This window comes from Paraburkholderia phytofirmans OLGA172, from assembly GCF_001634365.1.
In the GTDB taxonomy this organism is placed as follows: domain Bacteria; phylum Pseudomonadota; class Gammaproteobacteria; order Burkholderiales; family Burkholderiaceae; genus Paraburkholderia.
Genome location: NZ_CP014578.1, coordinates 1544235 through 1557862, shown reverse-complemented (window position 1 = coordinate 1557862; position 13628 = coordinate 1544235). Strand labels below are relative to the sequence as shown.

Genomic DNA, 13628 nt, shown 5'->3' with positions numbered 1-13628 from the left:
TTCGCCATGCCGACTGTCTAGCACTCATCCGGCGTGTGGCTGCCAGAAGGGTACGCCTCTCGCGATTGATACCCCGCATCTTGCGATGCTTCGTTACATTGTCAGAGTCGCTCTTTATTCAGACTCCTAGACTCGCCCGGTGACACGGGCGGTTCCCTCATGTTGAAGCGGGAACAGCTCCTGCAAGCAACTTCGTGTCGCAGTCACCACCTTCTATCCGCTGGCGTGTCGCCAGCCTTATCCTGCATGCGCGTTACGCCGGAATCTCTTCCGGGAACATGCCCCATCTGAAAATATTCGGTTGCTTCAGCAACCCAGCGTGATCACGGGCATGTTCACTCCAACCGTGTTTGCTACGCAAATAAAATGCCAAGAAAAACCTCTACATCCTATCAGGTAGACATAAGTATGCCTAAACGTTCTTAAGATCCGCGCCTTCGGGAATGACTCCGTCTTTCAGATAGCGCCACAGTGCAATGGCAAGACGTCTCGCCACCGCGACGATAGCGATACGTCGCGCACGTCGGTTCGGCCCCGTGCCCTGTGTGCGTTGGTCAAACCATTTTGTTAGTGCGCTGCCGGGCTGGTAGCGCAGCCACGTCCATGCAATCTCGATCAGCAGCGCGCGTACCCGCCGGTTTGACTGTTTGCTGATCCCTTGATCGATCTGGCTTTCGCCGCTGTCGTATGGCTGAGGCACCAGCCCGACGCACGAGCCGACTTCGCGGCGATTGTTGAAGTTCCGCCAGAAGAGCTCGAGCGCAAGGCGCGAGGCGCCTACTTCGCCTATACCCTTCAGCCGCGCCAGCGCATCGCAACGCTGGCGCGCGACTGCTGGTACGTTTGTCTTTCGCGTGCTCTCCAACACCGCAAGTTGCTGTTCGACGAGGGCCAGCCGATCGCACTCACGCCGTAACCGCTCATACAGCTCGCGCGGTAACGGCGCACCGTCGTGGCAGCGTACTTCGTCGCGCTCGAGTCGGTCCGCGAATGCCCGGTGATCGACAGCATCCCAGCAGCCGAGGGTGGCCAGCAGCTTGCGCATGCGATCTTGGTGCTGCAGGATTTCCTTCTGTAGTTGCCCGCGCTCTCGCATCAAGTGGCGCGATGCCTCGTCCTCCGGTAACGGTACGCGAATCACATGCATGCGATCGCGCTCGCCGCGCAGCCACGCGCGCAAATTGATGACCAGCTTGATGACATCGAGCCGATCGGTCTTGGCGCGCCGCTGGTGGCGTTCGACCGGAATGCTGGCCGGATCAATGACGTAGCAGTCGACGTGTCGAGCCCGTAACGCGCGCCAGATCCAGAACGCGTCCTGCCCGGCCTCATAGCTCACGACAACCCGTACATCTGTCGGTAATGACCATCTTTCCTTGTGGGTCTCGATCAGGTCCAGCACTGCCTGCAGGCGCGCCGCAGCCTGCGGCTGTCCAACGGTGTGGACGGCCGGCTTCTCGCGCCGGCCGTCGTGAAACGCGACTTTCCATTTGGCCGCCGCCAGTTCCAGCGACACTGCCAGCACCAGTCCGTCACCACTACCTGTGTATGCCTGATCGGTAAGCATGATGTTCTCCTGTGAGCAAACCTCAGCATGCTGATTTTAGGCGTCAGCTTGGCGAGGGACTCGCTTCATAGGATCTGACATCCGCGGGTTGGATACCGCATTACAGAGGTCCGCCTCATGAGCCTGCCGCTAACTTCCGCCGCAAGTTGGTGATGCCCGTTGCGTAATACCATCGCGGGTTGCTCGGATGCCGGGCTGCGCCGCCTTCAGGAAACTCCTTCCGTTGTTCGGGAAATCACACACAGGCCGCGGGCGGTTCGCTGCGAGGTATTGCAAGCGCCATGGCCAGTCGACTGATGTCCCAGATGAACGCCGCCAGTTCGCGGGCAATAGCCACGATCGTGATGTTGATGGGCTTGCCTCGCGCGGTCAGCCGGGGGAATCGTCGGCACAGCCGCACCTGGGCGTCCCAGGCGCGGTCGATGATGGCCTTGGGCAGACCTTCGAGACGGGCCTGGATTTCCGGGCTGACGCGGGCAGGATGGCGGTAACTCCAGGCCGCTTCGACCAGCAGTCTTCGGGCGTAGCTGTTGCCGGTTTTGGTAATGCTGCCCTGGCGGCGTTTGCCTCCCGATGAATGCTCGGATGGCGTTACGCCGAGCCAGGCCATCAGCTGACGCGGGTGTTCGAAGCGGGACAGGTCGCCCACTTCTGAAATCATCCCGACGGCGGTAACGAACTGGACGCCCCGCATGGCCTGCAGGGCCAGCACTACCGGATAGAAGCGCCAGGAGATCACCGCTTCGCGTAGGGCTGTTTCGAGACGGGCGCACTGCGCAAGCCGGTCCTCGATCGTGCGCCGGTGTTCGTCAAAGGCAAGGTGCTGCCAGGCGCTGGGAAACGAACAGCGGCCCAGCCAGCGACGGTGCGCCTCGCCCCAGTTTGCGCTACCGGTATAACGGACGCCATGCGCGAGCAGGAACGACTTCAGTCGATGCCGTGCACGTCGCAGATCCTCGCGGGCAGCCGCCCACGCGCGGGCGAGATCCCGGAATGCCTCGTCTTCAATGCCGGGCACGTACACGGCCGACAGGTCGTCGGCGCGCAGCGAGCGCGCCAGCTTGATGGCATCACGCCGGTCGGTCTTTACGCGCTCGCCCGGCTTGCGCGGGATCAGTGAAGGTGCCGCGCAGGCCGACGGCCACGGCGGCCTTTGCTCGAACGCAACGTTAAAGGGACCGTATGGGTTTAGCGCCCAGGGGGAAGTTCTTGGATTGCTGGAGGCAACAACAACAGGTAGCGTTCTGCATCCGTTCGCCACCCCGTCCATCCTGAATGACGTCGCCATCGTGACGTTCGATGGCGCAGGTCATTTTGCACGGACCGACTTCGGGAATATGACCTGCCCCTTACTTAGCGTGTTGACGGGAGCCTTGCCTGGCGGGGCTGATTCGATGCCGAGGACCAAAATCCTCGGCATTTTTTATACTTACCGGCCCAAAAATTTAAAAACAGGCCGGCATTTCCGCCTCAGCGCCCGAATGGGACGCCTTTCCGCACGGCAACTCGTTGGCGCAACCCATGCGCACTCGTCGCAGGGCCGCCAAAACTGGGCATAAACTCGCTTCAAACACCGTGCAAGCACCGCTCCCACGTCAGCCCCTATAGCCCCGCTGGACGGGGTCTTCGCCGCGTTATGCAAGTGGAAAATATTTTCGAAAAAGTAAAAGCCCCGCCAATCCAAGACCGGCGGGGCTCTTCGTCAAATAAATTGCCCGTCATCAACACGCTAAGTAAGGGGCAGGGGAATATGAACGGGGTCCCGAAAGGCGGGCAGACTGCATTCAATCCGAATCAGAGCGGCTCCTACGCGGTGAACGCCGATTGCACCGGTACCATGCAAATCACGTACACTGGCGGCCCCGTGCCGGCCGGCGTCGTGCTTGACTTGGAAATGGTGGTCGCTGACGACGGGACGGTCGTCAAAGCGATTATCGCCACGGAGACCGTACCGTCCGCCGGGCCGACCGCCGACGGCACGACGTGCTCATCGAATTGCCAGTTAGGTGTGCAAGTGAGCTTTGAGGGTAAAAAGGTCTTGGTCTACGGCTTCCGCTAGTCGAATCGCACATTGAATTGTGCTTTCTCTCTATGGTGCGTTCCATGGGGTGGCGCCGAGCCCGTGCTCGGGCAGGTTTGCCACCCTTTAATGCCCGCCGCCTTCAGCCAGGTGACCGCCAATTCCCCGGTCTATCGCGATACGGAACCCGACGCTGCTCGTGATGTTGGCGGACACCGACGCCACCAACATGGCGATGGCTGCACAAGGAGGCGAGCGTCGATTGACGTGATCGCGCGCGTAGGTCCGTTGTTTGGGCGGAGCCGACGTTCGAACGTCCGCGTGAAGGTCGGGTTGAATGTCTCAAACTGGCCGAACTCGGTCCGCTGCGGGAGACTTGCCGCGTACGATTCGCGGAGGCCGCTGAATGCTCTTGGGTTATTCCCAACGATCATAGGGTCGCCCGATCCAGCGGCGATTACGAAAACAGTGGCAAAGATTCGAGGCCGGATTGGAGCCGACGCCGCAGCGACGCAGATCGACTTGCACGTGGAGCAGTTTCCCCGCTAGCCGAACCGAGCCGCTGGTATAGATCCGATAGCGCCCGACAAACGGACGTGCGAGCCGGCGTCGCCGCCAATGCCAGTTCAAGCTGGTCCAGCAGTTCCGGCAGATTCACCTTCCCTGCTATCTTTCCTGCGAACTTCCGCTTCTGCATAAGGCCGCTCCCCTATAGCTGTCGAGATACGCGCTGGCGTCGACCTCACCACCAATCGTCAAGCTCCAGCGACATCTGTTTCTTCGCATTTGCGCCAGGCGCACGGTCGGATGCATCGCCCTTTAGCAACGGTGACTTCAGCACATCGAGATGGAAAACCACATCCATGCCGATCCGGACAAATCCCTCATTCTCCCGCGTCGGGCTGCCGGCGCTTTTCGGGATAGCGATGCTGCCAACTGGCTCCTCCGCCCCTCTGTTCACGCTGCGTCCGCCAGCATCGAGTGACGACAGTCCGCCGCGGCGCACCGGCACGCGTACTGCGCCCGGACGTCCTCATCCAGCGGATCGTCAGTGGCAAGCAGATATTCAATGAACAATTCTTCACCGGCCCCGATCGAGCGGAGCGTGTGGATGAAGATGCGATCACCGTCTTCAATGGTTTCGCAGTTGGGCGCGCACGCGTGATTGAGCCAGCGCGCGCTGTTGCCGCCACGGCTGCCGTCGATCACCCGCCCATCCGACAGGCCGAAAAGAAACGTATGGCCTGCGATGCCTTCGCGCCGATGACGGCGCACCGCACTTCGCCACGAGGTGATTTCACCCTTGTACTCAAGCACGCGCTCGCCCGCCGCGAGCGCGTACTTGGCGAACACGCCTTTACCGTGAACTGAAGACCGCCGGACAACTACGCGCTGCATACTCTTTCCTTTCCCGATGTCAGCGCCAGTATACGAGTAGCAAATTTCCGCATCCAGCGCGATGGAATAAGCAGGCACTTGCTACGTTCGGGCACCGGCGGGCATATCGAAGCTGGAGAGTCGAAGTATTTGATCCGCAGCCATGCCCGAATGACCGACCGATCGCCCGCGAAGAGATCCAGCTTCAGAAAAGCTGAGCGCCGAGATCGCGCAGACTGATCCACTTGACGGTGCTGACGAAGGTCCTGCCCGTCGTATCGAGAGATACGATCATCGCGCGCTGCCCAAGCGCTTCTGCAATCACGCGCACGATGCGCGTCCGGTAGCGCAGCAGCGCACCGATCGGTGGACACAGCGGCTCCCGCCTGCTCGGCGATCGTTTCTTTTCCATACAGCTATCTTTATAGATGTGCAGCGAATCGAAGGGGCCGCGGCACGTCGCAGCATCTCGCTACCGATGCTACCTGGCCGACTTGCCCAGGTCCAGGCTCTTTGCACAATCACGCCCGCTCCCTGACGCCAGCCAACGGTGGGGTCGACGTGCCCCGCTGAGTACCGCCGGCAGGAAGCCTGCCGACGGTTCGCCCGCTCTCAGCCGCCGTTCACCGCATCCTTGAATGCCTTGCCCGCCGTGAACTTGACGGTCTTCGCCGCAGGGATCTGGATCTCGGCGCCGGTGGCCGGGTTGCGACCGACCCGCGCGGCACGCGCACCGGTGGAAAACGAGCCGAAGCCGATCAGTTGCACCGTCTTTCCGTTCGTCAGCGCACCGGTGATGGCTGCGATCACCGCGTCAATCGTCTCGCCCGTCGCGGCCTTGCTGTCTCCGGTCTTCGCGGCGACCGCATCCACCAGTTCCTGCTTGTTCATTGTGACTTCCTCGTTGTGGTTGAAATCTCGTCACCCTACCCGATCGGCGCGCCTTCGCGCAATCGGCACACAGCGGCATGTGGTCCGCGACAGGCCCGTCGTCCTGTCGTGCCGGGCACGCACCGGGTGAAGTCGCCAGGGGAATCTGTCCTGGGCACGGTCGAGGACGCTGACCGCGAAACGTCAACGCCCGGGTTCTGCGCCGGAGCCAGTCTTCCCCGAGGGTCGACCGCCGCAGACCGCCGGGCACGTCTCTGCGTTTTCAAAGTCTTCTATTGCGCGTGGCCGCGCGCTTCGCGGCTGCGGTCACAAATCCAGTCCCGCGTCCTCAGGTCACGGTCGGCGCACCGCGTCATCACGCCAGGATGCCATCCGGCGACGTCATCCGGTCCATATAACGGCCAGTGTCCGCAAATGAAGGGGTAGATAGCCCCAACTATCGACCCCTTCATTGCCGCGCTGGCTTTGAGACGCATCTGCGCGGCGAAGGCCGCGTCATACCCCACTCCCGGTCGGCTTCCTGGTGTGCTCGGCCTCCGGGGCAGCCGTCACCGCGCGTGCTACCATGGCCGCGTGGGGCTGGACGACGCAACAGAGCATCGAATTACCGTGGCGTCGCAGCCAGCCTGGCGTGCTTCAGGCCTGGGGGCCGGTGATGAGCATCAATGCCGTGCATGCAGCCGTTGTCCTGGCAATTCCGGTTCTCGCCATTGGCTTCGCGGCCGCGTCTTTCCGGGTGTTCAGCCGCAGGGTGCAGCACCCGCGACGGGGCGCGGCCCGATGGATCCAGGTCCACGCGTTCGACCGCCTCCTGAACCGGCCCGGGACGCGTGCGGAATCCCGCCGGCGGCGCGACCTGGCGGCCAACAAACTGAAGCAGGCCCAGCGCGGATCGGCAGAAAACACTGTCGGCAAAAAACCCTGACGCGGGCGCCCCGGCCTGTCCGCCCCGGCCAGGCGGCGGCGGGCTCGCTTCAGGCGGCGGCCTCCAACGGGTCACCGCGGTGCCTCACCCCGGTGCCGCTGCGCACCCACGAAGCCTGCATGACAGGGGGCGGCCGCGCCCGTCCCCCAAAGGTCGTCCACGGGTGAGGAGGCGCCGTGCGGGTGGGCCCGTGGCCGCCGCCCGGTTCCGGCATCCCTTTCATCCCCCGCCCCCGGTTGCCCTTGGGGTGCCCCTGTCGGGCCATCGCCAATCCGTTCGGGCTGCCAACCAGTTTTTTCACGACTGCGGCAGCCGACCGGGCGGCGGTCCGGCCCCGGCCCCGCGCACCCGCACGCCCCGCCTGACGACCCACCTGAGACCCACGTGAAACCCACTGACGGGCACGCCGACCCCGTCGCCCTGGGCCCGTGCGGTGCCGCGTGACCCGCCGCCAGGGTGCATGACCCGATAGGTCGTTTGCGATAAATAGCTTTATCGCAAGAGCATCATCGCTGACCTAAACTTCCCCATATGAAAACGCCGCCGCCCCGCTCCGGGCGAGGCCGCCCCTCCCCCGGCATCCCGGCCGGGGCCGATGTCACCGACCCCGCTGCGCCTCCCTTCCCTGACCTTGCGTCACTCGCTGCGCTGCGCGCCTGGTACGAGGGTCTCACCGCGCGCGCCGCCGTCACGCACTACCTCCCCCACCTCCGCATCGACGGCCAGTCGTCCCGCAGCCTGATTGGCCGGATCCGCCGCACGGTGGTCACGTTTGCACGTTCCCGGCAGCGCGACGACCTTGCGCAGCTGTTCGACCATGAGACGGCCAGCCGGACCCGGTACGCGACTGCGGTCGTCCACGCGATCGACATCCTGCGTACCGCGCCCATCCCGCAGCCGCGACTGACCGATGACATTTCGAGGTGGCTGGCGCCGCGCGCCGTCCGCGCGCTGCACGCGCAGCACATCCGCACGCCCGCCGAACTGACGCTGCGGGTGCCGCGGCGGCGGCGCTGGTGGCGCAGCATCCCGGGGCTCGGTGTGACCGGCGCCCGGACCATCGAGACGTTCTTTGCTGCGCACCCGCGCCTTACTGCTCACGCGCGGCAGCTGGTAGAGGCGACGCAGCCCGCGCCGGATGAACAGCAGACCCTGGTCGTCCCATGGGAACACCTCGTCCTGCCGGAAGACCTTGACGGCTCACGCGGCCGCTTCCGTGCTCCGCGTGAAGCCTGCCTGCTGGGCGCCACCAATGATTACGGGGCCATCCAGTCGTGGCTCGCCCTGCATGAGTCGGCCGACACGCAGCGCGCGTACCGCAAGGAAGCCGAGCGGCTGATGCTGTGGGCGATTGTCGAATGGCAGCAGCCGCTGTCATCGCTCACGACCGACGATGCAATCGCCTACCGCGCGTTCCTGCGACGGCCGGCGCCGCGCGGGCGCTGGACCGGACCGCCCTGCTCGCGCCGCTCCGCCGGATGGCGCCCGTTTGCGCACGGCCTGTCGCCCCGCTCGGCGGCGTATGCGCTATCGGTCATCCGCGCGCTGTTCCGCTGGCTCATCGAGCAGTGCTATGTGCTGGCCAATCCGTTTGCCGGCATCCGGGTGCGCGGCGCCAGCAGTCACGGTCCGTTAGACGCAGCCCGCAGTCTCACCGACGCCGAATGGCGGACCGTCCGCGCCCTCGCCGACGGGCTGGAATGGTCAACCGGGTGGTCTGGCTGGAGCGCACCGGCCGCGCAGCGCCTGCGCTTCCTGCTCGATTTCAGCTATGCGACGGGACTGCGCGCGCATGAGCTCGTGAGCGCGACGCTCGGCGACATCGCGACCGATGCGCGCGACGATGCATGGTTGCAGGTGACCGGCAAGGGCGCGGAGCCCGGCAAGGTGGCGCTGCCGCCGCTCGCACGCGAGGCGCTGCGGTCGTATCTGAAAGCACGCGGCCTGCCGGTCACGCGTTCGCGCTGGCAGCCGGCCACGCCGCTGGTCGGTGCCCTCGTGAAAGCAGACGATGCGCGGCCGCCGGAGGCACCGGGCCGCCCGGGCGCCGGCATCAGCGCGACGCGGCTGCGGCAGGTGCTGGGGGCATTTTTTGAGGCGGCGGCCGGGCGCATCGAAGCGCGCGACCCGGCGCTCGCCGGGAAACTGCGGCACGCGAGCCCGCACTGGCTGCGGCATACGCACGCGACCCACGCGCTCAACGCGGGGGTCGAACTCGTCGCGGTGCGCGACAACCTGCGTCATGCGTCGATTGCGACGACCTCGACTTACCTGCACGGGGACGAGGCCAGACGCGCCCGCCAGGTTGGCGCGGCGTTCCGGCGTCTGCCAGCGCGGCCGGCTTCGACCCGTGAGCCCGCATCGCGCCCTGCCCGGTAGCCGCAGCCCGCCTCGGTGACGAACTGGCGATAACAGCCCAGTCACCTGCGCCATCGGTGAACGGCAAGGCACCCGCGCATGCCGGACGCGCCGGGCGCGCCGATACCGACTTTTCCAGCTCAGGCCGGACCCCGTGATGAGCGTCCGGCCACCCCGGTCTGGATCCGAGGCCGGGGACTTTCTCCTCCCACCCCAGCCGCCACGCCTTGGCGACCGGACTGAAATGAACAGAGGGGACCCTTGCAAACGCACGGCGGCCCTTCGCTGTCCGGCTGCCGGCAGGTCCTCGGCCTTAGCCGACGTCAGGGCGGGCTGGGTTCTACGTCAGCAAGGTGGCGGATTGCTGTCAGTGCCGGGCATCGAACAGCCGACCGGCAGCTTCCCGTATGAGCGAGCTCACACTCCCGCCCTCCAGTCCGACCGACCATATTGGGGTGGGCCGCTGAAACCGGCGACCCGAGCACAACTGCCAACTATTTGCCTGCGGCTACAGCTGCGTCCTCGACCCACTTACCGAGGTTATCCCTACCGTTGCCGTTGTTCCACAGGTAGTGGTTGTACCCCTTGACGCGCAGGCTGCAGCACTCAGTGGTGTTCCCGTCCAGACCTTTGATCTTGCTAACATCGATGGTCAGGATTCCATTTCCCCGAGCGATACTCTGGTCAATCTCGTACTTGACCCATCGACTCTTGTTCGTATTCGCGCCGACCAGCACCACCGTGACTGTCGTGCCCTCGAGCTGCTTGTCAATCCATGCTTTGATGGCATTGTCGCCCTTGCGCTCGACCTCTTCAAAGTCCGCCTTATCGATGAACCCCGACTTGATTGCACCCGTGATGACGTTACTATTGCGCACATTCATGGCACGCTGAACATCGTCATACTTGAAGCTAAAGAAGACTTTTCTTGCCATTTTTGTCCCTAGATGATTCGTAGAAGTTTCAACACAATCTCCGTGGCGGCGTCGAAATCCGTCTTGTCGTCGCCAAGAGCCTGCAGGAGCGGCAGTATTTGAGCGCCGTTCTGATGCGTGGTTGGATCAAAAGCTGCCAGCACCTCTTCCCAAAACTTTCGGGTTATCGAGCCGGTAATACCGACAGGGATAACGAAGACACCTTTCTCGCGAGCAATGTCGAATTCCTCGCGCATTCCGTTCGACTCGACAACGATATCGCCTTGCAGCTTGTTCCCAAATAGGAAGATGGCGATGCCAGCATGGTCAATCATCGTATGGCGATACTCTCGCCACAGTTCTCGGAGCGGCCGAGTTCCAGACTGAGTCTGGGGAAACGGTCGCAGAACCAACTGCTCACTGCCGAGGCGCCCTCCGTTCATGATGGTCTGCTCAAGGACGCCCGTGATGACCGCACTGCCGACACCGAGACCAAACCCCGAGATGACCCGGAAGTCTGCCTTGCTGATTTCGCGACTCAGGTTGTACACAAACTTCTCCGCCTCGGCCTGAGTCCACGGCGAGTAATCGTGCGCAGCTCCCGAGACAAAAATCGTTCGCCGTTTGTGCTTGTCCTCAACAGCTTTCAGGATAGTCGTTATCTCACCATACTCGTCAACGTAGGTCGTCTTAATGCCAACGCGCAACAGCTCTCCTTCGAACAGCTTCTCTTTCCGCTGCCTATACTCGAAGTCGGCTTTGCTTTCGCCCGCATCTTGGCTTACGCGCCGCAGAATGCAATGGTGCTGCCGTTGGTCCTTTCCATACTGGATTCGGACACGGCTGAGGATGTATTCAAGATTCGGGTCGGTGAAACTGAACCCCAAGAACAAGAAGGTCTTCGACACCAAGTCGCCGCTCAGTGCAGTAATGAACGGCTGCATTGCAAGGTGGTAGCGCTCGTAGTCATCGCGAATCAGCACAGCTTCCGATGCGTGGTCGGCGTCACCGTGCATCTTGTAGACAATGGCGTCTCGATGGCGACGCGTCGTCGCCAGCTGCTTGACCGTGTACTTGACGTCAGGAATTTTTCCGTTCGACTCAAGAGACGATTCGATAAGCTTGTCGTAATTTGTTGTCCAGAACGTATAGATCGGTAGCCTAGCAAGAATGCGATGATTATCCGTCGGCGCGAGATCCGTAGAGAATTCCGTCACCAGAAGCTGGTTGAGCTTTGCTCGATTTGTGTGATTGACGTTTGTGTGGTACTGCGCCAATGTGACAAGATCCCATTCCTTTTCCACATCAAGATCGAGATCGTCTGCAATCGGCTTTAGCAACGTTTTCCAATCGACGTATCCTGCCCCGCGGGAAAATCCCGCGCCAGCGAATATTGCGAGGTTTCCTTCTTCGAGCTCTTTAGACAGGGTCTCCACTAGTTTTATTTGGTCTCTTTGCACATGTTCCTCTATTAATTGCTTTCATTAGGCCGAGGTTGATACTCCGCTTCCTGCGAAAATCAGACATGTTTGCACTTTTCGGCTCGAAGCGAGTGTAACATTTGCCGATCGAAGAATTTTGCCCCCAATCCACTCTTTATATCAACTAGAGGGTGTTAGGCACTTTTGTTAAGGGTTGCAAAGTGAACAAGCATAAGCACGGAGAATACGACGAAATGCAAACCAGCCAAGGTTTCGGGCAATCGTTCGTAGTCTCTGGCCAGTCGTCGGAACCGGTTGAGCCAGCCGAAGCTGCGCTCGACCACCCAGCGGCGCGGCAACAGCACGAAGCCCTTCTTCGCCTCCGGCAGCTTGATTACCTGAAGCTCAATCCCTTCGTCGAGTGCCGCCTGCGCAGGCTCTTCGCCGGTATATCCCTGATCGGCGAACGCCACCTTGACCGTCTGGCCCGTGGCCTGCTGAACCTGACGCGCCAGTTCTCCGACCTGCGCGCGTTCCTGTTCGTTGGCCGGCGTAACATGCACAGCAAGCAACTGCCCCAAAGTATCAACCGCCATGTGGACCTTACTGCCGCGTTTGCGTTTGTAGCCGTCGTAACCGGCGCGAGGCCCACTCTCGCATGTCGACTGCAGGGTCCGCCCGTCGAGAATGACCGCGCTGGGTTGACCACGGCGCTCCTGTGCGATCCGGATGATCGAACGCAGGTCATTCACCATCGCCTCGAAACAGCCTGCCTGAATCCAGCGTTGCGTCTGCTGGTAGACCAGTTCCCACGGTGGAAAATCATTGGGCAACAAACGCCACGGCGCACCCGCACGTACGATCCAGCGCAGCGCGTTGAACATCTCGCGCAGTTCGTAGCGGCGCTGCGGCGCGTCTTTGTTCATCAAGGTCAGGTACGGAGCGGCGAAGTACCACTCTTCATCCGACACATCCGTTGGGTATGGCCTGCGGTTTTTCATTCCGCCAGGATACCAGGTCTAACTCAAAGTTCCTAACACCCTCTAGGGACGGGATAGTAGGGAAATGATGCAATTAGCATGTTTATGATGCTGTCGGTCGCGCAGTACGAAGCCATATTCGCGGCACTGATAGCTTGGCGAGCCGATCAGCAGAATAGTGACGACCATGTTGCATTGCCCAGCCACCTAGCCACGCGAACGCACTCCGTTCGATCTTTTAGCCCAACAGCTTCTTGAGGTTTTCCCAGTTCCATGCGTACAGCCGGCCGGCATTCGGCACCGCGGTGTAGTCACCGTCCTTATACCCGATGACCTGTACAATCTTGACGCCCGCTACACGCGCCATCGCCACCTCCTTGAGAACGCCTTGCGCCTTGTGCGTCTTGGGTCCAACCATAACAACGACGATGTTGGCACGGCTAATTGCCGCACGCGCCTTATTTTCCCAGTCGCGCTCAGGCGCCGCCTCCTTTAGGGAGTAGTCGGCGACCTCGAACGGAGAGTCCTGCAGCTTGGCCTGTCCAAGAATAAAGTCTTTTAGCACTCGGTCGTTGTCGAAGTCAAAGCTCACGAATACGCGCGTCTTTGTCTCGTTTTCCCTCTTGAGCAGCGTCCGGGCCAATTGAGCTGCGATTCCACCGAGCAACAAGCCACCTACCCCGGGAGCGATGCTGTTCCCAAGCAAGGCGCCCGCACCAACGGCGATCGCCCCGCTTGCCGATAAATCAGAATGATGGATCCTACAAAAATCGCTTTCTGCCAAAGGCTGGTTGAGGCAGCGACGTCCGGATTTGGTCGTTGATTTACAGCGTCTCATTGTTCTTTTACGCCAATTCTTGTTGCATGTGTGCTTCGTGCGCCGATCTTCAGGTGATGCAGATCGAGTACAGTCAGCCTAAGACTCCCTTCATCACTTGCAGATGGGTGCACTCGTAGCGCGTCTACTACGGCCGTCTTGCCGCCGTAGTTCGGGCCGATGATGACGTTCAAGCTATCCTTGAATTGGAGCGTCACGTTGGCGAACCGTCGGAAACCTTGAGCGCGCAGTTAGTGTAACTACATTTGTGAACAATGCTGTTGTCGGGAATGGCTACGAGGCATGGAGTCGGACGTAATCAGACTGCGGCAGACGAGAAACTGTACAAGATGTACAA

At 61.8% G+C, this 13628-nt stretch carries 12 protein-coding genes and 1 pseudogene; 3 read left to right on the top strand and 10 right to left on the bottom strand.

Annotated features, from left to right (window positions below; genetic code table 11):
* Positions 1-412: 412 nt before the first annotated feature.
* Positions 413-1567 carry an IS110 family transposase gene (locus tag AYM40_RS06690; RefSeq protein ID WP_063495149.1) on the bottom strand — a complete coding sequence of 385 codons (1155 nt, stop codon included), beginning with the start codon at positions 1565-1567 and terminating at the stop codon, positions 413-415.
* A gap of 235 nt (positions 1568-1802) precedes the next feature.
* Positions 1803-2693 (bottom strand): annotated as a pseudogene (locus AYM40_RS06685) (IS110 family transposase); the annotation flags it as partial.
* A gap of 510 nt (positions 2694-3203) precedes the next feature.
* On the opposite strand from AYM40_RS06685, the gene AYM40_RS06680 reads away from it, so the two are divergent.
* A complete protein-coding gene (locus AYM40_RS06680) occupies positions 3204-3626 on the top strand; it encodes a hypothetical protein (protein WP_148662098.1) in 423 nt (140 codons plus the stop codon).
* A gap of 918 nt (positions 3627-4544) precedes the next feature.
* Here the strand turns inward: AYM40_RS06680 and AYM40_RS06675 are convergent.
* The 3 genes from AYM40_RS06675 to AYM40_RS06665 all read right to left on the bottom strand — a co-directional run bounded on the left by AYM40_RS06675 (position 4545) and on the right by AYM40_RS06665 (position 5855).
* On the bottom strand, positions 4545-4985 hold the full coding sequence (locus AYM40_RS06675; protein ID WP_063495536.1) for an SET domain-containing protein: 441 nt from the start codon (positions 4983-4985) through the stop codon (positions 4545-4547).
* A gap of 184 nt (positions 4986-5169) precedes the next feature.
* On the bottom strand, positions 5170-5376 hold the full coding sequence (locus AYM40_RS06670; RefSeq protein WP_063495147.1) for a hypothetical protein: 207 nt from the start codon (positions 5374-5376) through the stop codon (positions 5170-5172).
* A gap of 200 nt (positions 5377-5576) precedes the next feature.
* Positions 5577-5855, bottom strand: a complete 279-nt coding sequence (locus tag AYM40_RS06665; protein ID WP_063495535.1) for an HU family DNA-binding protein — start codon at positions 5853-5855, stop codon at positions 5577-5579.
* Positions 5856-6510: 655 nt separating this feature from the next.
* On the opposite strand from AYM40_RS06665, the gene AYM40_RS06655 reads away from it, so the two are divergent.
* Entirely contained in the window at positions 6511-6780 is a 270-nt protein-coding gene (locus AYM40_RS06655; protein WP_148662122.1) for a hypothetical protein, read from the top strand.
* Between the two features lie 531 nt (positions 6781-7311).
* Complete coding sequence (locus AYM40_RS06650; protein WP_063495532.1) at positions 7312-9159, top strand: phage integrase family protein; 1848 nt, start codon at positions 7312-7314, stop codon at positions 9157-9159.
* Positions 9160-9632: 473 nt separating this feature from the next.
* Here the strand turns inward: AYM40_RS06650 and AYM40_RS06645 are convergent, their stop codons facing one another.
* The 5 genes from AYM40_RS06645 to AYM40_RS38080 form a co-directional block, all read right to left on the bottom strand.
* Positions 9633-10073: a TIR domain-containing protein gene (locus AYM40_RS06645; protein WP_063495531.1), complete on the bottom strand. Its 441-nt coding sequence runs from the start codon at positions 10071-10073 to the stop codon at positions 9633-9635.
* An 8-nt stretch (positions 10074-10081) separates the two neighbouring features.
* On the bottom strand, positions 10082-11488 hold the full coding sequence (locus AYM40_RS06640) for an SIR2 family protein (protein ID WP_236720907.1): 1407 nt from the start codon (positions 11486-11488) through the stop codon (positions 10082-10084).
* Between the two features lie 179 nt (positions 11489-11667).
* Positions 11668-12474: an IS5 family transposase gene (locus tag AYM40_RS06635; protein ID WP_063495529.1), complete on the bottom strand. Its 807-nt coding sequence runs from the start codon at positions 12472-12474 to the stop codon at positions 11668-11670.
* 217 nt (positions 12475-12691) lie between these two features.
* A complete protein-coding gene (locus AYM40_RS06630; protein WP_148662121.1) occupies positions 12692-13291 on the bottom strand; it encodes a TIR domain-containing protein in 600 nt (199 codons plus the stop codon).
* A complete protein-coding gene (locus AYM40_RS38080) occupies positions 13288-13521 on the bottom strand; it encodes an AAA family ATPase (protein ID WP_082854971.1) in 234 nt (77 codons plus the stop codon). Before AYM40_RS38080 ends, AYM40_RS06630 begins: the two co-directional genes overlap by 4 nt.
* Positions 13522-13628 lie beyond the last annotated feature (107 nt).

What these genes read in the sequence shown, in the direction of transcription:
- AYM40_RS06690 (WP_063495149.1), bottom strand. Translation starts at nt 1,567, where the DNA reads ATGCTTACCGATCAGGCATACACAGGTAGTGGTGACGGACTGGTGCTG.
- AYM40_RS06680 (WP_148662098.1), top strand. Translation starts at nt 3,204, where the DNA reads ATGCAAGTGGAAAATATTTTCGAAAAAGTAAAAGCCCCGCCAATCCAA.
- AYM40_RS06675 (WP_063495536.1), bottom strand. Translation starts at nt 4,985, where the DNA reads ATGCAGCGCGTAGTTGTCCGGCGGTCTTCAGTTCACGGTAAAGGCGTG.
- AYM40_RS06670 (WP_063495147.1), bottom strand. Translation starts at nt 5,376, where the DNA reads ATGGAAAAGAAACGATCGCCGAGCAGGCGGGAGCCGCTGTGTCCACCG.
- AYM40_RS06665 (WP_063495535.1), bottom strand. Translation starts at nt 5,855, where the DNA reads ATGAACAAGCAGGAACTGGTGGATGCGGTCGCCGCGAAGACCGGAGAC.
- AYM40_RS06655 (WP_148662122.1), top strand. Translation starts at nt 6,511, where the DNA reads ATGAGCATCAATGCCGTGCATGCAGCCGTTGTCCTGGCAATTCCGGTT.
- AYM40_RS06650 (WP_063495532.1), top strand. Translation starts at nt 7,312, where the DNA reads ATGAAAACGCCGCCGCCCCGCTCCGGGCGAGGCCGCCCCTCCCCCGGC.
- AYM40_RS06645 (WP_063495531.1), bottom strand. Translation starts at nt 10,073, where the DNA reads ATGGCAAGAAAAGTCTTCTTTAGCTTCAAGTATGACGATGTTCAGCGT.
- AYM40_RS06635 (WP_063495529.1), bottom strand. Translation starts at nt 12,474, where the DNA reads ATGAAAAACCGCAGGCCATACCCAACGGATGTGTCGGATGAAGAGTGG.
- AYM40_RS06630 (WP_148662121.1), bottom strand. Translation starts at nt 13,291, where the DNA reads ATGAGACGCTGTAAATCAACGACCAAATCCGGACGTCGCTGCCTCAAC.